Origin of the sequence: Paenibacillus sp. FSL H7-0942 (genome assembly GCF_045040715.1) — a bacterium.
Lineage (GTDB): Bacteria > Bacillota > Bacilli > Paenibacillales > Paenibacillaceae > Paenibacillus > Paenibacillus amylolyticus.
Map to the genome: position 1 here is coordinate 3,830,498 of NZ_CP150279.1, position 20,157 is coordinate 3,850,654.

Below are 20,157 nucleotides of genomic sequence, written 5' to 3' on the forward strand. Positions count from 1 at the left end.
CGAAAAAATCCGGAATTTTTCCTTGAATCCTTTCACGTCATCAACGCCCCGTTGCTCTCAGAATGTCGTAGATCGTTTCACTGAACACGCGACCTGGAACGTTGCCTAGAGCAATGGGTTTATTGTCACCATAATAATAATATTGCTTGTTATTCGGTTTGAAGAAATGAAGGGATTCCAGGGTAATGTCATCCAATCCCTCGTAATACGTGATGCTCGTACCACTGAATTGCAATTCTGCAACAAGATCTCCGTACTCTTTATAAAATTCATGATACCAGCCGCCGTCCTGTGCCGGTCCTTTGATCCAACCGTATTTCTCCAGTGCTTTGGGGAAAGCCGTTGGTGAAAAATCAGACTCGGGCAGATGATCGTATTCATTCTTCGTTTTATCCTCATCTTCTGGTTGGTGAATCTCACGATTTAATTGCTCGAATGGCTGCTTGATCTCGTAATCCTCCAACTGCGTTGTCCAACCTTCAAGCGTCGCCTGATCCAGTTCCAGCGGGTGTATAAGTCCCACCTGCGCACCTGAAGGCAGATCAACCTCATCTTCATCCACAGAATTGAAGGTGCCATCCTCCATATAACGGAACGTGCTGATCAGAGCGCCATCCTCATACGTTCCCCAGATCAGACCAACAGCAAATTTTTGCATGATTACATTTTGTACAAACAATGCTTTCCACTCATCGGCAGACCACAGACGTTGCTTGGACAATGACTCTTCCAGACGCTGCGCCTGAATGTTAACCATGGATTTGAGATCTTTTTTCAGTTGTGTGAAACGTGCCTTGGACTGCGCTGCCAATTCAGGATCATCTTTCTGTGCAGGAGCAGGCAGACTCTTCACGGATTTGCCCGTTTCTTCATTTAAGACAACGACTTGTAAGTCTCCATTGACCTTAACCAGGAAGGAACGCTCTCCGTAACTCAGCTGCATGGTTCCTTTTTCATCAAAACCAAGTGTGGTGACCAGCCGATCTTCGAGTTGTTCCGAGGTAAGTCCCAAATTATCGGCTGCAAGTTGCAACGCTTCTTCTGCTGCACCTTTCACCTGACGGTTCTTCACGCCACGTTTGATCTTGTCAATCGCCATAAGAGCAGATGGATCTTTCAGATAAGCGAGCACTTTCACAGCATCTGCTGCAATCGCGCCGCGGCTGTTTTCTGTCCATTCCTTAATTTGCGGAGCTAAAATATTCACAATCTGAATATCGCCAAAGAGTGCTGATACATACATCACCCATTTCTCTTTTGCAGGAGCACCTTCCTGAATCCAGACCTGAAGCAGTTCACTTGCAAAACGAGCGAGCGATGCCTCACTTACGTAATCTCGTAATTCATTCAACCGTTCATTAGGACCGGATGTATGATCCAATGATTGGACCAAAGCATACTGTTTAATCCGCTCATCTAAAGGCTGATTGTCTTCAATACGTATCAGTGAAGGGAGATCTTTCAAGGACAACCAACTCAGTCTCGACAACTTTTTGGCATCCGCCTGATCAGCGAGTGCAGCATGGGCATACTCTGGACTTAGATCTGCGGTATCCAGCAGAATTTGGATCAAGCTCTTCCACTCATCGGACTTCTCTTTCTTCAAAAGCTCACCGTACAGTTCCTTGCTGTTTTCCAGACTGCGGATTGCGGTTAGAGCCATTTCTTTGATTCCCACTTTTTTCTCCGAGAGGTATACGAGCGTATACAAGTCCTGATCAGGAATTCGGTTGAATTCCGCTAACGCCACGCCGTTGGCCTTTTTGGAAGAATCCTGCAATCCGGCACGAATCGCTTCGGCCAATATTTTCTTCGATAACTCATCACGCTGTTCAAAGGTAATCTCCAGAATTAAAATGCGTGTATCTGTTGGCAGTTTCTTGTACTGTGTCAGTGCATAGTCCAGATTCTGCTCAATGATTCGGCGGTATTCGTCATGCGGCATCGATTTGTATCTGTAGTCGGTCATGCCATTAAGTGAGATCAGGCTGGTTAGCAATTTCTCACGTTGCACCTCAGGGTCTTGCCCGTAACGTTGAAGCAGCTGCTCTCCACTAAAAGCGTATGAATTGTACATGTCCGAGATAATATCCAGTGTCCAATCGGGATGAGTAGTCAAGATTGCAAACCTGCGCATCGCCTCCGAATCCAAGGGCAGAAAACTAATACTAATGAGGTTGTGAACACGCTTCTTATCCCGATTCAGTTGATTAAACAACCCGCGACTATTTGGGTCCTCCCAATATTCCTCCAGGGTGTTTTCCCCACTTAAGTATCTTGCAATCGCAAGTCCTTGACGTCCCCCGTCCAAAGGATGCCGAAGAGCGTTAAATACCGCTTGCTCCAGTGACCCCTCCGCATTAGGCAATGTCAATCCTTGATCCTCCATGAATTTCTGAATGCAGAGTTTGAGGAATGGCGGTTTGATAATCTCGTATGCTCGAATCGCTTGTTCAGGACGATTCGCGATCGCGGATTGTAACATGTTCCAAGATACCGTGTACGAATTAAGCTCGTCCCGCAACATTTCAACCAACTGATAAGGTTCATCCAGAGGCACAAGTCCAGCAAGCAGATCATTTGGACTCTTGGCTCTAGGGTCCATACTCAGCAAGTAACGGCGAACTTCAAGTGGATAAATCTCATGTAATTGATGTACTGTGTGAAGCAAAACATGCCCAATCTCACTATTTGTATCAAGGAACCGTTGTTTACCTCCACTAATGTTAATCAGGTACAACAAGGCACCACTCACAAGTACCATAGTTTGATGGAATACTGTGTTTGAACATTGCTCTTTTGAAGAGAAAGACGTATTGGGATACAGTTCAACTATGAGCTGACTACGCTTCTCCTTGAGGAATTCATCCTTCAATTCTTGGGAAGATCCGTTATGCTTTCCTTGAATATTACTGACCACTACAGGTTCAATCAACGTATGTAACTCGTCCCGCAACTTATCTGCATCATTAGCCATTAGTTGAAACAACACTGGTAACGATTGAACAGAAGATTGAACCTCTGCAAGATGAGAAGCCGTGTCACTGAGTCTTGAATATAATTGCAGCAGCATTAAAGCATTAATTACATCCCGGTAGTCCCCTTGACTGTCCGCTTTTTTGGAATCAAAAAGCCACTGGGCACGCTTTAATTTACTCTTTAATTCAGTCAGAATTTCGTTCTCGCCTGCAAACTGTTTGATCTTCTCCAACCGGGACAACAATCCATCCATACGATCAGCACTTTTGCTCTTCCCGCTTAATCCGTAGGCTTCGGAGTCATTTCCCATACAGACAGTAAAGGCATCCGTTCTCCAAGAATTTCTTTTGGAATAATTGGATTCCAGATATATCACAATAGCCCCGGCACGGTAAAAGATATCTCCATCGTCTTTTTTGGCAAGCTTCATGAGCAGATCAATCGTTTGATACACATAATGACTCGAATTTCCCATCATATCCGGAAACTTGTCTGTCGTTCCCAATACATAATCGATAATTTCGGAGCTTCGATCTGTTTTTAATGAATACTCGTTTGAACAGGTTACTGCGAATTTTTCCACCAAAGTTTCAACTGCGCGGTCTGCGGTAAGCATTACACATTCCTCCTTGAATTTAAGTGATGATCTCGCCAATCCAATCCGCGAGTTCGTTAGGCGTAATTGCTGCTACATGTGCCCCCATATTGGTTAATGTCTGTGCGGCATGTTTGTTATAGACTGAATCCCCGTTAAAATCGAGCGCGGTGAGAACCAGTAGCTTGCATCCTGCATCGATAATATCTTTACAGGCTTTATACATTTGCGCGATCGGGTACCCTTCCTCCAGATCACTTACCAGAATAAAGATGGTTTTGCCTGGATTATCGATTAACGTCTCTCCATATCGCAACGCTTTGGTAATATGTGTCCCCCCACCGAGCTGTACATTCATGAGCACGTCTACGGGGTCTTCCAGTCTATCGCTCAGGTCAACAACCTGCGTATCAAATATGAATAATTTCGTGCGCAGCGCATTCAAGCGGTAGAAGATGCTGGCCATCACCGAACTGTAGATGACTGAATCCAGCATACTGCCACTCTCGTCCACACCAATGATGATGTTCCACTTGTTATGGGGCTGAATATTCCCGTCGAAATACAGACGATCAATCACAAACCTGCGCTTGTTTTTATCGTAATTCTTCAAATTCTTGGTGATGGTTCGCTTGAAATTCAGATTGCGTAAGGATCGCACTGAACTGGAGGTATAGCGACTGCGCTTGCCCATGATACTCGCTCGGGTCTGCGATTCCAGCTTGCTGCGGAGCTCTTCAACCACAGTTCGCACGATATCCTTGGCGCTCTTTAATACCTCACCTTTCATCCGTCCTTTGAACTGCATAATATTCTTGAGCAGATTCATGTTGGGTTCAAGGGATTCAAGCAGCTTTTTGTCCGTTAACAATTCTGTCAGCCCATAACGATCAAGCGCCTGTTTTTCCAATATTTCTACCGTTGGTTTGGGGAATAGATCCCTTACCTTGTGCAGCCATTTTGGTACAGTCAGGTTAGACGCACCGCGTCCTCCCTCTTTTCGGTAACCTTGTTCTTCACCGTATTCACGGTTATACAGATACCCCAGAATCTCATCGATTTCCGTATATTGAAATTCAGCCGAAGTGTATTGGTCTGTATTACACAACCCTTCTTCGGCGGATTCACCGAGAATCAGACGCCATCGATTTAAGGTTTCAGCAGAATGTTGATCCCCTCGGTTGCTTCCATCTGGATTGGAACTTTCATTGATTTCTCCGGTTCCTTCCGTTGTCCGATTCGCTTCATTCATATTAGCTTCCATGCGGCAAACTCCTTTCGAAGCGCTTCATCCCACGTCTTGGACTGAATCAGCATCTGCTCATCGACCGCAGGCCTCAACATCTCCTCTGGTTCAACCTGATGCAGACTCGCCAACCGCTCCGCAATCAAGCCCGTCTCCATTGGTGTAAAGTAGGTGAATGCCAACCGCAATTCCGGTACCATACTGATGAAGTCGTCGTATGACAGCTGTTCAATCAGATAATTCAACTCAGACAACAGCTGATCTTCATATAAAAAAGCGTCACGTGCTACAGTGAATACTCCCTGTAAAAAAAGTGCCGTTTGACGGGTCTGATCCGGTGTACCATGGATATACCCGCGAGCACGATCAACAATCTCATCCCTGGGCCTGTCACCTAGCCCTGAGGAAATAGCCACACACACACCCTCCAGCTGAGCCGGAAGCTGCTGATCCGACAGAAGCTCATTCAGATGTATTCGGAATGTCTCATCCTGAAAATACCCCTCTGATGACTCCGCGAGCATGGCTAGCAGCTTCAATCCCTGAATAATAGCTTCATGTTCATCCGGATTGGCTCTGGAGAGCTGTAACAACTTGTCCACGGCGTTTCTATAAGCTTCGGATACCAGGTCAGGGAGATGTTGCTCGTCAGATAATCCCAGCAACCTGCGGTGCTGATGAATTCGGTTCAAGACATGCAGACTATTACATAAGGATATAAAATTCCCGTCCGTTCTCAGCGCTGAGCGGACCTGTTCATAGAGTTTCATCGCAGTGTCCTGAAGTCCCATGAGCAGCGCTTGAAGCATGAGTCGGGCAAGTTCACCGCTATGATGATCCGGTACTTCCTGCATCTGTTCTTCCATTTTGCGTGTAGCCGCCCCGGCAAGTGTTCCACCATAGAGAGAGTTCTCTATCAATCTGGCTTCAATGCGGGATGAGTACATATAAACCCAGGTTTCGCGAACAAGATTCATATCACGCTCTGCGATCCAGTCCGGCCCCGATTGCCGTTTCGCGAATTCCGGAACCAGATAGGTGATGCATTGAATCAATTGGCTTATCTGACGATGCTCCGGTTTCGCATACAGATCCAGCACTTTCTTGTGTTGACCTGTTGTACGAATCTGCAGTTTGTACTCTGTACAACGAGCCTTGAAGTCCTCCACGATGGGAATACTGAATGAATTGGGAGCCACGCTTCCAATGACGTCTCCTGTCAATAACTGTTGCAGCTCTTGCAGCGGTTTATCAGTCGCCAAGGTAAGCTCACCCTTCACAAAGGAAGAGAGTGCTGCATCCATCAACTCATAGACGCCGCCTTCCCTTTTACCACGAAGCCCGGCAAGACCTTGAATCATACTGTATGCCTCAATTGCGTCACTCGTTGATACATGCTCGTGTCCATCCCGTAATTGGCGCATCAGCCGAGATAACAAGTCCAGAGCCGTTAGATTATACGGTGTACTCTTTTTGCGAAGCAGCTGGTTCCAGATCTGATCGTAATAATTTACATAAGGCATGCCGCTCGCATATCCATTAAGCCGATCCGCTTCAGCAAAGGTATAGACCATTGGGTACATTTGTTGGTGAACCGTATCTGGATTAACCGCACTTTGTTGAGACGTTCCTGGTTTACCTTGTCCATCCAAACGTTGGTCTGTATGCCGTTTATCCATTTCTGGCCGTTCCAATTGGGATTCATGTTTCTCTGACATCAACAGTCCATACGTATGAAATCCACCGGTAATGACAAGCACACGGTCATGCTCCTGCACCGCTTGATTAATACGTTGTCTCATATGTGCTTCTCTTGCCAGATCACCTGAAGACTGTAATCGTTCCGTGGAATAACACATTCGGGATAAGGTACAATACGTGAATACATCCTGCACGAATGCCCGAGTGGATTTCTCCAGACCGCCAATTTCAAACACCTTTTCCCACAATTCATCAAAACTGCGGCAGTTTGTTTTTTGGCATAATCGGTTAATGAAATCAGACCCCGCAAGCAAGGTTTCGTCCTGGATGGAGATCTCCTTTTGTTCTGTCTGGTCAGATTTGGATGCACGAGTAGAGAAGTGTTGATAGTCCAGATCAATAAACTTCGCCGGAATATCCAGCCGTTTTGCTTCTTTCAAAGCTACATATTCAGGCGAATAACGAAGCATCGGATAATAGCAGGCTTCTCTCTCCAATTCACTCTCGTAGGTATAGTACAGACTGACAGGAGGTACCGTTGCCTCATCACTCAGCACCGAAATTAATGGATTACCACTCTCCGGTCCTTCAATCAAAATGATATCCGGCTTGTACTCCTCAATTAATCGTAACAAGTGATACGAACATGCAGGGCTATGGTGTCGTATTGGATAATAAACCGTATGATTAATCAGGTTATATACTTGGGACTCGAACAAGGATTGTAACTGATCAACATCAGGGTCCAGTACTGCTCTTAACCGATCCATTTTCTCTCCTCATAGTAGTCCTTCCACATTCCCTCTTCTCTGGAACGCTCTTTTACGACCTTGGAGAAATAGGTTTTGAGAATGGACAGATCCTTGTCGTTTTCCTTTGCAATGGTCCCCAGCATGTTCTGCACCAACCGATCCAGCCCAATAGCTTTATCTTCGTAATAATAGGAAGTCATCGCACTCTGAACATAGACAGACACCGCTTCCGCCGTACTCATGGATGCTTGAGGGGTATCGAGCTTGTATCCTTCCCGTGTCATGCCAGTGCGCAGTTCCATGAATGTTGTAGCCAGCAATTCAACCACATCCGGGTTAATTTCAATATCAATTCCACTATGTAATAACAGGCTTCGTGCCTGGGATTCAATGATTTTGGCTTCCATCTTTACGTTATGAATGGGCTTGATCGTTTCAAAATTGAACCGACGTTTCAATGCACCACTCATTTCGTTAACACCTTTATCCCGAATATTGGCTGTAGCAATAACGTTAAATCCCGGTTGGGCAAACAATACACCACCATCCAGTTCAGGAATGCTCATGACCTTGTCACTGAGAATACTGATCAGACTATCCTGCGCTTCCGCGGGACAACGTGTAATCTCTTCAAAACGGGTAAGAATGCCTTTCTTCATGCCGTTATATAACGGTGATGGCACAAGCGCAGCTTCCGAAGGGCCTTTATCAAGCAACATGGCGTAATTCCAGGAATACTTGATCATATCTTCCGTCGTTCCTGCCGTACCCTGAATCGTATTCAGACTGGTTCCGGAGATTGCTGCGGTCAGCAGTTCGCTAAGCATGGTCTTGGCTGTCCCGGGTTCTCCCACGAGCATTAATCCTCGATTGCCTGCCAGAGTAACCACTGCACGTTCAATTAACACGTCATTGCCATAGAATTTGCGGGTAATCGTGATCTCTTCTCCATTTAATAATGCAGGCTTATCCCTGCCAATAATAAAATCGCGCACATAGGCGGGAGATAACAGCCAGTTCGGGGGACGTTTCCCCTGATCTTCCTCTCGCAGCGCGCGTAATTCAACCTCGTATAATGTCTCGGCGGGTGGTTTAAGCATCTCCATCGTCAAGGTGTCTCCTCTCACGTAAACAGATCGTATGTTCTTATTCCTATCATTTTATCACAGCACTCCAGTAACTACCCTGTAAAACGAAAAAAATGGTTGAAACGTCCTTCTTATCAGCACTCTTCCTAAGTCCATGGACATAGCCTCTAGCGCAAATATGAAGGTGAAACATCCTTACAGCCGTGCCAACACAATGGTTTCTGATCCGAATCAGCATGCTTATTACCCATGCAAACGCATTGTAGTCCATATGACCTTAGGATTCATTACACTTTCGATCATGTGTTTCAACCAAATGAAGCTGAATATCACAAAGAAAACACAGGCCATAGCAGCCTGTGTCTTCTTATATGTTCAAATTTCACCCAACATCTATGAATTTTAATCGAAACTAACCAATCTCTCAGAAGTCTCTACTTACATTCTACGCCCACACGAAGACGAATACAGCTCGTACCAATCATAACGGGTAAGTTCAATATTCGTTGCATCACGACAGGCCAGAATACGTTCTGGTCGAATCGAACCAATGACAGGTTGAATCCCTGCTGGATGCTTCATTAACCAAGCCAGTACAATAGACTCCGGTGTCACCCCACGCTCCTTGGCCATTCGATTAACCAGTTGAGCCGTATGCTCAATCTCCCCGCGCTGTCCCTCAACTATCCTGCCAGTAAATCGCCCTTGAGCAAGTGGACCCCAAGCCTGCAGTTGAATATGCTCTGCCTGACAATATTCCATCGTGCCATAGGGAAACACGTTGTCTCTGGCTTGGGGCCGATTAACTGTCACACCGGCTTCTACGAATCCGATTTTGTCCAGACTCATCTCCAGTTGGTTCACAATCAGAGGTACTTTACTATGAAGCTGAAGAAGACGAATCTGTTCAGAACCCATGTTAGACACACCAAAATGGCGCACTTTACCGGAATGATGCAGCTCAGCCAGTGCTTCTCCAATCTCTTGCGGATGGGCAAGTGGATCAGGACGATGTAACAGCAAAATATCCAGATAATCGATTCCGAGCCGTTCCAGGATACCGTCCACACTCGCCAGAATATGTGCACCTGAGGTGTCATAACGCTGCGGTCCTTCATCATCACCCACAAGACGTATACCACATTTCGACTGTATAATGATCTGTTCACGCAAGCCGGGAGTTTCGGATAAAACTCGCCCCAAGACATGCTCTGCCTTACCACGTGTGTAAATATCCGCCAGATCAAAGTGATTAATGCCTATTTCGAGAGCTGCTTCTACCGCTCGATGACCTTCCACAACAAGATCTGAAGTAATGGGAAGACCATCCCATTCACCACCAAACCGCATACAGCCAAGAACAATTCGACTTGCCGGAATCTGGTGATGATGTAAAGGAAGTTGTGCGTAAGACATGTCAGCGTTCACCTCATTTTCATTTTTACCAAGCATAATAACCGATTCTCTCTACCATGTCTTCTTCCATCTTCCTCTATTTTCCTGCTCTATCATCCATATGAAGAAAAAACAAGGTTTCAAAAGCTTGTGTATTGAATATATAGAGGGTGCAGGTATTATGCAGGAATATGAGAGGAGATTTTGCATTTGAACCCAAATGAACCAAACGAGTCCTCAAAGCCAGCGTTTTTTACCAAAGAATTCACGCATAACCCTTACCCGGTGTATGAAAAGTTAAGAAAAGAGGAGCCTTTTTTCAGACTCATGTTTCCTCACGGGGAATTCGGCTGGATTATTACGCGATACGAGGATGCAGTTCATATCCTGAAAGATCCTCGCTTCAGCAAAGATATGGTCCGACGTTACGGCGCTGACAATCAAAGCATCTTCTCCAATAATATGTTGTTCTCCGATCCGCCGGATCATAAACGTCTTCGGGGACTTGTGCAGAAAGCATTCACACCCAAACTGGTCGCAGACATGCGGAGCCATATTAAGGACATTGCTGATGAACTGCTGGACAACCTCCCGTCACAGGAAAAAATGAATCTGATCGATGACTTTGCCTTCCCGTTGCCCATCATTGTCATTAGTGAAATTCTGGGAGTTCCTCTTGAGGATCGTGACAAATTCCGCATCTGGTCCAATACGATAATTGATGCTTCCATAGCCGAGAGCGCCGAGATGTTTGAGCAGCATGCCAGGGAGTTTACGGATTACCTGACGGCCTGGTTTGCGAAAGTTCGCCAAGATCCCGGCACTGATCTGATCAGCCAGCTCGTCATTGCGGAAGAATCCGGGCAGCAGTTAACTGAACGAGAACTGCTTGGCGTTGTCTCCTTATTAATTATTGCCGGTCATGAAACAACCGTGAATCTGATTGGAAATGGGATTCTCGCCCTGCTGGAGCATCCGGAGCAACGCGAACTGCTGATCAACCAGCCCGAGCTTATTCACAATGCCATTGAAGAGATGCTTCGCTATAACGGACCGGTGGAGTTCAGCACATCCCGCTGGGCTCTGGAAGATATTGAATTCCGTGGACAACGTATCGCTCAAGGTGATCTTGTCATTGTTGCGCTTGATTCCGCCAACCGGGACGAACAGCAGTTTAAGGATGCTGATATTTTCGATATCACACGCGAGAAGAGTTCGCATCTGGCTTTTGGCAAAGGCATTCATCTCTGCTTGGGAGCACCGCTTGCTCGTCTGGAAGGTGAGATTGCAGTCAGCACACTTCTGAATCGTTTTCCAAATATACAGCTTCAGGCAGATGTGAATGAACTGGAATGGAGACCAGGTATGAATGTTCGTGGTGTCAAGGAAATCCCGGTTCAACTAAAATAATGGCTAAATATGAATAAATGAAAGTGAGGCACATGACATCATGGAAATGAACACCTTGGTATGGATCGTTTTGCTGCTTCTGATCTTTGTGTTACTGGTCAGAGTCACCAGCCTGCAACGCCAATTGAATGAATTGAAAAGAGATGTCGAGCGTCTGGAGAATGGTTCAACCACAGGCACGCGCTCCGACTTCAATTACACCTTGTCGCCGAAGGAAGCATCTCCTTCCCACACAAGCCAACCAGCCCAAACGGATCTGGATCAGGAACTGCTTACACTTATACAACAAGGGAAAAAAATTATGGCGATCAAACGACTGCGTGAAGCCAGAGGTCTTTCGTTGAAGGAAGCCAAAGACTATGTTGATTCTCTGGATCGGTAATATACAACTCACATAACTCTCGGGAGAAGTTACTCCAGACTTTCGGCTGTTAACACAGACGCAGTAGAAAGTGTGGAATCTTCGTCCGAGAGTTTACTTTTCAAACGACATATGCTACTGTTATTTCTATATTACTAGAAATAAGAAATAAAGACGAAAGGACCGATCATTATGCAATCAAACTCGAATGAGATTGAACAAGTTGTCAAAATTCATAAAGCGCTGGGCGAACAAACACGCTACAAGATCATTCAGATTTTATCGGGCGAAAGCAACCTGTGTCCTGCCGATCTGGAGAGCCGCCTTATTACGGTTGCCCTATCGACTCTGTCTCATCACCTGAAACAGCTGTCCGATTGCGGTCTGCTTACATCGCAAAAGAAAGGTACGTATATCTACTACAGCCTGAACACGGAGACCGCACAAAAGTTTGTTCCCTATCTGCTAAATAAATAAAAAATTTGAGTCATATTTCTATATAATTAGAAATATTGAAACAACACACAATATTTATTAGTAAAACCAGGTCACCTAAGTTTACGCTTATTCCAATATTCATTATCTAGGTTGTAACATTACCATTCGCGCAGATGGGTTGCATTCAGAGCATTCATGTCTTGTTCTATCGTCTTTATTTCTATATTTCTAAAAATACAATAATGATCAGAAAGAGGTTATGTTTCCATGTCTTCTACGCTCAAAATCTATGTTCTTGCCTTGGTCAGTTTCCTTGTGGGAACGTCCGAATATGTCATTGCCGGCATTTTGGATCGTATTGCAGATACGATGAATATCTCTTTAATCGCCGCCGGACAGCTTATTACGATTTTTTCACTCGTATATGCTCTCGGTACACCTGTCATTATTGCACTGACTTCGCGCTGGGACCGTCGCAAGCTGTTGTTATACTTCCTCGGTCTATTCGTTGTGGCTAATGTTCTTGCTTACCTGTTGCCGGGCTATGGACTGTTCGTCGCAGCACGAGTGTTGATGGCTTTAGGCGCGGGTGTTGTTGTTGTCACGGCATTAACGGTTGGTTCTCAAATAGCGGCTGAGGGCAAACAAGCTAGTGCAATCGCCACAGTAATCACTGGATTTACGGCTTCTTTGATCATTGGCGTTCCGCTCGGAAGGCTTGTAGCTGCATCTTGGGATTGGAAGCTTGTTTTTGCCGGTATCGCTGTTCTTGGCGTTCTCGCCATGCTGGTAATTGCGGCCGCCATTCCGCCTTCCAAAGCAGAAGCGCCTGTTCCGCTGAAGAAACAACTGTCTTTGCTCAAACAGCCACGAATTGTACTGGCACTGCTGGTGACATTTTTCTGGTTAGGTGGTTATTCCATTGCCTACACGTACATTTCACCTTACCTTGTATCCGTTTCAGGAATGAGCGAAGCACTACTCAGTTCAGCTTTACTCGCATTTGGCATAGCAAGTCTGATCGGTTCAAAAGTTGGAGGGTTCAGTGCTGACCGTTTGGGTGTCAAACGTACGTTGATCACAGGCATGACATTGCATATCGTAAGTCTGGTCCTGTTAAATATAACGGCAAGCTCTCATCTCGCTGTCTTCCTTGTTCTGATTTTGTGGTCTTTTGCCGCCTGGTCTTCGGGTCCAACTCAGCAATATAACCTGGTCACCATGGCTCCGGAATCCTCTGGCATTATGCTAAGTCTGAATAGTTCGGTCATGCAATTAGCCATGGCTGCCGGCGCAGGTATTGGCGGAATCGCGGTCAGCAGCGTTTCATTATCATCCATTACCTGGATTGGCGCTGTCGGGGTTGCTGTTGCCGTCATCATCGTTATAGGCTCGTATCGTTCAGCACCTCTCAAAAGTACACAAATCAATACATCGCACAACGTTGCCTGATATGAATTCGTAGTATAAAAGACAAACCAAAAAGAGAGGCACTGTATGCATACAGTGGCCTCTCTTTAACCATTTTAACGGCTATTCTATTACCAATAAACAGAACTCTTTATTGGGCCGTAACTGCACCATCGATCGGATATACTGCACCATTGATATAAGGCGCTTCATCTCCAAGCAGGAAGGAAACCAAGTTCGCGATCTCTTCCGGTCTACCAAGACGTCCAGATGGAATGCTGTCAACCGTTGCTTTGAACACTTCAGGGTTATCTTTACCGAACTGAACAACCATCGGTGTCTCAATAGTACCTGGCGCAATCGCATTTACACGAATGTTGTCCTTTCCATATTCAATTGCAGCTGTACGGGTCAAGCCCACTACGCCATGTTTGGTTGCTGCGTATGGTGCAACTGCGGGTACACCAACAATACCGGCTGTGGAGGCCGTGTTCAGAATGGAACCCCCACCTGTTTTGAGCATTTCAGTAATTACATACTTCAACCCGTAGAATACACTTCTCAGGTTAATATCAATGATCTGGTCAAACTGCTCAATCGTATGTTCAATCAGCTTAATACCAGGACCTGCAATACCTGCATTATTAAAGAACATGTCGATTCGTCCGAACTCTTCGACTGTTTTTTTCACATAATTCTCAACTTCAGGTGCTTTACTTACATCTGCTTGTACAAAAATAGCTTTACTTCCCAGCTTCTCAATCTGCTTAACCGTCTCAAGACCTGTCTCTTCGACAAGATCCACAACGACAATGGATGCACCCTTCTCAGCCAGCTTCAATGCTGCTGCTTGGCCCAATCCACTTCCTGCTCCAGTAATAATGGCTACTTTTCCTGCGTGACTCATGTTGATCTCCTCCATGTGTGTGTGTCATCTTGTGATTGGATCGATGAATACGATATGAAACGTACTTACATGCAATGATGCAATATGTAGGTCAAAAATGGCATAAAACCTTCCTGACTTTACCTATTCTAATAGACTTTCGACATAAAAACAAATCATATAATATGTATTCATACTATATGACCTGTCACTTTTTCAGCATTTTAATTGAAGGAGCACACAACTATTACGTCTTGTTGCATGCTCCTCTTTTACATATACAATACTTTTTAAGTCGGTATCTCTATAACTTCAAACGGTGCATATCCGCTTATCAAAACACTTTAACGCAGCAAATTCGTTTTTGCCAATTCAATAATTTCGTCACCGCGTCCATTGAGCACGGCTTTCATCATCCATAAGGTGAATCCTTCCGCCTGTTTGATATCAATCTTCGGAGGTAAGGACAATTCCTGACGATTCACCACCACGTCAATCAACACAGGACCATCATGCTGAAGCGCACGCTGCACAGCTCCTTCGAGTTCATCCGGATCCTCAACCCGAATACCTTCCATGCCCATGGCTTGAGCAACCATCGCAAAGTTGGGATTGACAAGCTCTGTTCCCGATTCCAGGAATCCGGCAGCTTTCATCTCCAGCTCAACAAAACCGAGTGCTCCATTATTAAACACCACAACTTTAATCGGCAGATTATGCTGTTTCAATGTCAACAGATCACCCATCAGCATCGTAATACCGCCATCACCCGACAACGAGATGACTTGTCTGCCCGGATCAGCGACCTGAGCACCAATGGCCTGTGGCAAAGCGTTTGCCATCGTACCATGACTGAATGAACCGAGCAGTCTGCGATTACGAGACATCTCGATATAACGGGCCGCCCATACTGTCGGAGTACCGACATCACAGGTGAAGATGGCATTTTCAGCTGCGGCATCACTAATGACCTTGGTCAGGTACTGCGGATGGATAGGCTTTTTACCCGGTTTTCCAACGGCCAGCTCGTCCAGATCTTTGCGTACTTTCACATAACGATCCACACTTTTACGCAGATGTTTGTCACTGTGTTCTTCTGTTAGATAAGGAAGCAAAGTTTCAATGGTCGCTTTCACATCCCCACATACGCCGTAATCCAGCTTCGTGCGCCGACCCAGATGGGAAGATTGAATGTCAACCTGAAGAACTTTCGCATCTTCGGGATAGAATTGACGATATGGGAAATCCGTTCCTAGCATCAATAGTACATCACAGTCCATCATCGCATGATAACCCGACGAATACCCGATTAATCCCGTAAGGCCCACGGAATAGGGATTGTCATATTCCAAGTATTCCTTGCCTCTTAGCGCAATAACCATCGGGGATTTCAATCGATCACAGAGCTGCATGAGGGGTTCCCGAGCGCCCGCGCAGCCTGCACCGCACAACATCGTGATTTTTTTGCCTTCATTCAGATATTCCGCCAGTTTCACGAGTTCTGGCTCAGAAGGATGTACCACTGGATTGGTTGCATGATACACATGCTCAGGCACAGGCAGATCCGCTGCTTCAAGTCCTGCTACATCCCCCGGCAATACAACGACGGACACACCTGACCGTGCGACCGCTGTCTGAATGGCCATCGTCAGAGAACGCGGCATCTGTTTTGCTGTTGTAATGACTTCACAATAATCGCTACATTCCTGGAACAGATACTCCGGATGGGTCGCCTGAAAATATTCACTGCCAATCTCGTCACTTGGGATATGTGCAGCGATGGCGAGTACAGGAACACGATTGCGGTGACAATCGTACAGACCATTGATCAGATGCATATTACCAGGACCACTACTACCTGCGCAGACAGCGATACTTCCACTGACCTGAGCGTCCGCCCCAGCAGCAAATGCAGCTACTTCTTCATGACGTACATGAATCCATTCGATCTTGCCCGAACGACGGATGGAGTCGAGTACCGCATTCAAGGAGTCTCCAACAATGCCATATATGCGTTTGATGCCAGCGTTCAATAAGGATTCAACCAGAACGTCCGCTACTGTTTTTTTCATAATAGGTGAGTCTCCTTTAATTGCTCATTTTGATTATGTTTCCACTCGGTTAATATACCTATTCTTATACCCCAATCTTCTGAAACCCGAACCAACTCAATATGTATGTCTGGATATATGAAACAAAAAACACCCCCTTGAACCGTTATTTCATTATTAGCAAAATGCCAAAAAATCCGCTTGTCGAATGACAAACGGATTACGGTTAAACTACGTTTATTGTTATTTCATGTGAATTCCCAAATCCAAATCAGACACTAGATAGCAGGCATCACATTGCCACCACTTACCGGGATATAGGCACCTGTGATAAATGAGGACAGATCCGAAGCGAGAAAAGCTACCGCATTGGCGATTTCCTGATCTTCACCCCTGCGCTTCAGCGGCACGGTACGCGTATATGCCTCATCATGTCCAGGCTCACTGGACCGATCACGTTCACTAATTGTCCATCCAGGTGCAACCTGGTTTACGGTAATCTGATACTCACCAACCTCCTTGGCAAGTACGCGATATACGCCATCCATTCCACGCTTACCAGCGGTATAGGCCGATTGGTGAGCGAAATTTTGCATGGCACATTCCGTATTGATGCCAATGAACCGACCGGCTCTGATATCTTGCATATGTGGAATGAAAGCTTTGGCAAGATACACACTCTGCATGACACAGGATTCAAACTGGCTCAAGTAATCTTCAGGCGACTGCTCCAACACCGTTGTCCATTCATATTGAATGACTGCATTGGCAACAACGATATCCACTCCGCCGAGGACAGACTGAATCTCATCACGCATCCGAAATGCTGTATCCTGCTTTGTAATATCTCCCTGTACAATAACAGCCTGACGACCGAGTGCTTCAATCTCACCTTGAAGCTCCCGAGCCTTGGTATCATTATTTATGTAATGTAGAGCCAGATTGGCGCCACAGGCTGCCAACGTGCGGGCGATGACTCTCCCCAGCTGTCCGGTTGCGCCTGTAACCAGAGCCGTTTTTCCTGAGAGATCCAATTGCATAACAGCGAAAACCTCCTTAAATTCACTTGCCCGAAAACGATTTCGGAATAAGTTACTTTTGTTCATTAATTACCGCGTTATTCAGAGAGATATACAGCATTGTTCAATGCTGTATATGATAGTTCAACTTTTTTCCTATATGTGGAGACTATTAATTATGATGTTGAACAAGATCAATTTCCTGGAAGCGACTGACTTCCTTTTCCCAACGCTCTTCTACATATTGACGGTGAACCGGGTGATTGTTGTATGCATCATACGCAGCCTGATCTGCAAAGACCATCGAGAAACTGTAGTCAAACTCATTCTTCTCACTTACCTGTTTCAGAACCTGAAATTGCTCTACGCCAGGAATGACAGCCAGTGCATCCGAACTTTCCTTCAAAAAGGCTTCGGCCTCCAGTGTATCTTTACCCGCGTAAAGTGTAAACGTTACCATATGTGTGATGCTGCTCATCTCTATTTCCTCCTCCAATATGTTCGTACTCGTTTCCTAGTGTACATCCGAATGTGTTGTAAGCGCAATAATTGGTTGAATTAATTTTTATGAATTGATATTTCTATATAAATTGAACTAAGGAATATTTACACTGGTCACTTCGATGACAGAACAACCTTCCGATCGCTGTTATCCCCAGATTTTTTTGATTCCTTCTATAAAGGTTAAATCCGGGGATAAAGGCGAGTTTATGCTTACGAAGTAGCTTTCCATAGAAAGCTTTTAGCTCCGCTTCTTCAGGTTCTTTCTGTCCTCTCCGTTTTGTGTAAATGTTTATCTCAATTTATATAGTTACAAATATTAATTTCAAGTAAAATTCACTAGCCTTTACCCTGAATATGTACACAAAAAAACCTCAGGACAAATCCCGAGGTTTTTTTGTAATGTATGGACAAACTTATTTGGTGATGTTGTATTTACGGTTAAATTTATCAACACGGCCACCGATATCCACGTTTCTTTGTTTACCAGTGAAGAATGGGTGGGATGCGGAACTAGTGTCCACACGGATTACTGGGTAAGAGTTACCGTCTTCCCATTCCATAGTTTCGTTAGAGAACTTCGTGGAAGAACTCAGGAATTTGAAATCAGCACTTGCATCGTAAAAAATTACGAGTTGTGTCTTTGGATGGATGTCAACTTTTGGCATAATCTATTTACACTCCTTTAATATGGGTACTTCTTTAGAATCAAACTACATTTTATTATACTCTTTTTTTGGACAAAGTACCAGCAGGTTTTGAGGAATAGCTAAAAAAAATATGATATCTGTGATTTTGCACCTAATCAGGTGTCAAGCCGTCCCTTTCTCCAGTACATTCAACATGTACTCCAAAGCCTCCAGTTCATCCCTGCCTCTTGTCTGTAATCTGACAACACTACCATATCGAATGGGTAGTAACGCCATTCCAAGCAGGCTTTTGACATCTACACGATGCTCATGCTCAGACTCCATATACGACAAAATAATATCCGAGGAAAAACGTGACGCTTGAGAAGATACCGACATCAAATCATCCCGATGAAAATCAGCGTGTATCATAAATTCATGTACTCTCACAACCTTCAGTTCCTTTCGCTAAGTACTTATTCACCAATATGGTGTGTATCCATTTATATATTAAAATCTTCATGAATTATACCATGTTATGGGAGCTTGACCCATACTTTTTTGCAAAAAAACAAAAAAAAGAGTCCTGAACCGCAGGACTCTTCCAGGTTGTTCTTACATACCGTTCGGATATACCATGACCTTCAGACTGCCGCTTTTATTGTGTAATGCACGCTCCATCGCTTGCTGTGTCTCTTCGAGTGAATAACGATCTGTAATCAGAGACATCACGTCATGCTGGCCGGAGCTCAGAAATTCAATTCCTGCCGGATACGTATTGGCATAACGGAATATGCCATAGATATCAACTTCATTGTCCGCAATAAAGGGAACATTGAGTGCGATCTCGTCCTGTGCAGGCAGGCCCACAATCGCAAGTTTGCCTCCACGTCGAAGTGAATACAGAGCAGATTGTAACGCCTTTGGATTCCCCGCTGTTTCCCATGCGGTATCCACACCCACACCACCTGTTAACTCGCGAATCACAGCCAGCGCATCTTCATTCCGCACATTAATGGTATGTGTGGCACCCATGCGGCGAGCTGCTTCCAGCCTAACTTCCTCCAGATCCGTTACAATGATCTTCTCTACACCGAAAGATTTGGCAGCAGCCACAGCCATGAGTCCAACGGGACCCATACCCATAATCGCCAGGGTTGTACCCGGAGCCAACTTGCTGCGGCGTGCAGCGTGAATACCAACAGAGAATGGCTCGTTCATAGCTGCTTCCTCATAAGACAGATGATCCGGGATCGGGAATACCATATCTTCACGTACCACCATGTATTGTACAAATGCCCCATCCACCGGAGGGGTCGCTAGAAATTGTACATCCGGACACAGATTATAACGACCTTCTTTGCATGCCGTGCAACGTCCGCAAGTCACCCCAGGCTCAATAGCAACCCGATCCCCTGTTTTGAGACGGGATACGTTCGAGCCAACAGCAGCAATGATCCCCGCACACTCATGTCCCAAAATGATCGGTTTCTCCACCACAAATCTGCCAATGCGTCCATGTTCAAAATAATGCACATCCGAGCCACATACCCCGACAGCCATCACCTGGATTAACACCTCATCCGCTGACGGTTGCGGGACGGGTTGTTCCTTAATAATAATGTGTCCTGGCTCTGTCATGACAGCGGCCTTCATGGTCTCAGGCAGTTGATATTGTTCCATACGGTTCTCCTCC

At 45.4% G+C, this 20,157-nt stretch carries 16 protein-coding genes; 4 read left to right on the plus strand and 12 right to left on the minus strand.

Features of this window, described 5'->3' with window-relative positions:
- Positions 1 to 40 precede the first annotated feature (40 nt).
- The 5 genes from MHI48_RS17020 to MHI48_RS17040 all read right to left on the minus strand — a co-directional run bounded on the left by MHI48_RS17020 (position 41) and on the right by MHI48_RS17040 (position 9,813).
- Complete coding sequence (locus MHI48_RS17020; protein ID WP_076328620.1) at positions 41 to 3,595, minus strand: DUF4132 domain-containing protein; 3,555 nt, start codon at positions 3,593 to 3,595, stop codon at positions 41 to 43.
- 19 nt (positions 3,596 to 3,614) lie between these two features.
- Positions 3,615 to 4,838: a VWA domain-containing protein gene (locus MHI48_RS17025; protein WP_017688225.1), complete on the minus strand. Its 1,224-nt coding sequence runs from the start codon at positions 4,836 to 4,838 to the stop codon at positions 3,615 to 3,617.
- Positions 4,823 to 7,291, minus strand: a complete 2,469-nt coding sequence (locus tag MHI48_RS17030) for a DUF5682 family protein (protein WP_076328619.1) — start codon at positions 7,289 to 7,291, stop codon at positions 4,823 to 4,825. The genes MHI48_RS17025 and MHI48_RS17030 overlap by 16 nt, the downstream gene beginning before the upstream one ends.
- Positions 7,279 to 8,379: an AAA family ATPase gene (locus MHI48_RS17035; RefSeq protein ID WP_076328618.1), complete on the minus strand. Its 1,101-nt coding sequence runs from the start codon at positions 8,377 to 8,379 to the stop codon at positions 7,279 to 7,281. The genes MHI48_RS17030 and MHI48_RS17035 overlap by 13 nt, the downstream gene beginning before the upstream one ends.
- Positions 8,380 to 8,799: 420 nt before the next feature.
- Positions 8,800 to 9,813, minus strand: a complete 1,014-nt coding sequence (locus MHI48_RS17040; protein ID WP_405141211.1) for an aldo/keto reductase family oxidoreductase — start codon at positions 9,811 to 9,813, stop codon at positions 8,800 to 8,802.
- A gap of 153 nt (positions 9,814 to 9,966) precedes the next feature.
- On the opposite strand from MHI48_RS17040, the gene MHI48_RS17045 reads away from it, so the two are divergent.
- From MHI48_RS17045 to MHI48_RS17060, 4 genes are all read left to right on the plus strand, one after another.
- Positions 9,967 to 11,166 (plus strand): cytochrome P450, encoded by a 1,200-nt coding sequence (locus MHI48_RS17045; RefSeq protein ID WP_076328617.1) that lies wholly within the window; start codon positions 9,967 to 9,969, stop codon positions 11,164 to 11,166.
- 40 nt (positions 11,167 to 11,206) lie between these two features.
- Positions 11,207 to 11,548, plus strand: coding sequence for a ribosomal protein L7/L12 (locus MHI48_RS17050; protein ID WP_076328616.1), 342 nt, complete (start codon positions 11,207 to 11,209; stop codon positions 11,546 to 11,548).
- Between the two features lie 171 nt (positions 11,549 to 11,719).
- On the plus strand, positions 11,720 to 12,004 hold the full coding sequence (locus MHI48_RS17055; protein ID WP_076328615.1) for a helix-turn-helix transcriptional regulator: 285 nt from the start codon (positions 11,720 to 11,722) through the stop codon (positions 12,002 to 12,004).
- Between the two features lie 228 nt (positions 12,005 to 12,232).
- On the plus strand, positions 12,233 to 13,417 hold the full coding sequence (locus MHI48_RS17060) for an MFS transporter (protein ID WP_405141214.1): 1,185 nt from the start codon (positions 12,233 to 12,235) through the stop codon (positions 13,415 to 13,417).
- A gap of 109 nt (positions 13,418 to 13,526) precedes the next feature.
- Here the strand turns inward: MHI48_RS17060 and MHI48_RS17065 are convergent, their stop codons facing one another.
- From MHI48_RS17065 to MHI48_RS17095, 7 genes are all read right to left on the minus strand, one after another.
- Positions 13,527 to 14,282, minus strand: a complete 756-nt coding sequence (locus tag MHI48_RS17065; RefSeq protein WP_036673709.1) for an SDR family NAD(P)-dependent oxidoreductase — start codon at positions 14,280 to 14,282, stop codon at positions 13,527 to 13,529.
- Between the two features lie 323 nt (positions 14,283 to 14,605).
- Positions 14,606 to 16,333: a ubiquinone-dependent pyruvate dehydrogenase gene (poxB, locus tag MHI48_RS17070; protein ID WP_076328613.1), complete on the minus strand. Its 1,728-nt coding sequence runs from the start codon at positions 16,331 to 16,333 to the stop codon at positions 14,606 to 14,608.
- Positions 16,334 to 16,590: 257 nt separating this feature from the next.
- A complete protein-coding gene (locus tag MHI48_RS17075) occupies positions 16,591 to 17,352 on the minus strand; it encodes an SDR family NAD(P)-dependent oxidoreductase (protein ID WP_076328612.1) in 762 nt (253 codons plus the stop codon).
- A gap of 151 nt (positions 17,353 to 17,503) precedes the next feature.
- Entirely contained in the window at positions 17,504 to 17,809 is a 306-nt protein-coding gene (locus MHI48_RS17080) for a Dabb family protein (protein ID WP_076328611.1), read from the minus strand.
- A gap of 439 nt (positions 17,810 to 18,248) precedes the next feature.
- A complete protein-coding gene (locus tag MHI48_RS17085) occupies positions 18,249 to 18,500 on the minus strand; it encodes a type B 50S ribosomal protein L31 (protein ID WP_036613829.1) in 252 nt (83 codons plus the stop codon).
- A gap of 144 nt (positions 18,501 to 18,644) precedes the next feature.
- The gene (locus MHI48_RS17090; RefSeq protein ID WP_026081056.1) at positions 18,645 to 18,911 is read right to left on the minus strand and encodes an HPr family phosphocarrier protein; all 267 of its coding nucleotides are present in this window, start codon (positions 18,909 to 18,911) and stop codon (positions 18,645 to 18,647) included.
- A 165-nt stretch (positions 18,912 to 19,076) separates the two neighbouring features.
- Positions 19,077 to 20,144 carry an NAD(P)-dependent alcohol dehydrogenase gene (locus MHI48_RS17095; RefSeq protein ID WP_076328610.1) on the minus strand — a complete coding sequence of 356 codons (1,068 nt, stop codon included), beginning with the start codon at positions 20,142 to 20,144 and terminating at the stop codon, positions 19,077 to 19,079.
- Between the last annotated feature and the right edge of the window lie 13 nt (positions 20,145 to 20,157).

Bases quoted from the DNA above. Each gene is read 5' to 3' on its own strand.
- MHI48_RS17020 (WP_076328620.1), bottom strand. From the start codon at position 3,595: ATGCTTACCGCAGACCGCGCAGTTGAAACTTTGGTGGAAAAATTCGCA.
- MHI48_RS17025 (WP_017688225.1), bottom strand. From the start codon at position 4,838: ATGGAAGCTAATATGAATGAAGCGAATCGGACAACGGAAGGAACCGGA.
- MHI48_RS17030 (WP_076328619.1), bottom strand. From the start codon at position 7,291: ATGGATCGGTTAAGAGCAGTACTGGACCCTGATGTTGATCAGTTACAA.
- MHI48_RS17035 (WP_076328618.1), bottom strand. From the start codon at position 8,379: ATGGAGATGCTTAAACCACCCGCCGAGACATTATACGAGGTTGAATTA.
- MHI48_RS17040 (WP_405141211.1), bottom strand. From the start codon at position 9,813: ATGCTTGGTAAAAATGAAAATGAGGTGAACGCTGACATGTCTTACGCA.
- MHI48_RS17050 (WP_076328616.1), top strand. From the start codon at position 11,207: ATGGAAATGAACACCTTGGTATGGATCGTTTTGCTGCTTCTGATCTTT.
- MHI48_RS17055 (WP_076328615.1), top strand. From the start codon at position 11,720: ATGCAATCAAACTCGAATGAGATTGAACAAGTTGTCAAAATTCATAAA.
- MHI48_RS17060 (WP_405141214.1), top strand. From the start codon at position 12,233: ATGTCTTCTACGCTCAAAATCTATGTTCTTGCCTTGGTCAGTTTCCTT.
- MHI48_RS17065 (WP_036673709.1), bottom strand. From the start codon at position 14,282: ATGAGTCACGCAGGAAAAGTAGCCATTATTACTGGAGCAGGAAGTGGA.
- poxB (WP_076328613.1), bottom strand. From the start codon at position 16,333: ATGAAAAAAACAGTAGCGGACGTTCTGGTTGAATCCTTATTGAACGCT.
- MHI48_RS17075 (WP_076328612.1), bottom strand. From the start codon at position 17,352: ATGCAATTGGATCTCTCAGGAAAAACGGCTCTGGTTACAGGCGCAACC.
- MHI48_RS17080 (WP_076328611.1), bottom strand. From the start codon at position 17,809: ATGAGCAGCATCACACATATGGTAACGTTTACACTTTACGCGGGTAAA.
- MHI48_RS17085 (WP_036613829.1), bottom strand. From the start codon at position 18,500: ATGCCAAAAGTTGACATCCATCCAAAGACACAACTCGTAATTTTTTAC.
- MHI48_RS17095 (WP_076328610.1), bottom strand. From the start codon at position 20,144: ATGGAACAATATCAACTGCCTGAGACCATGAAGGCCGCTGTCATGACA.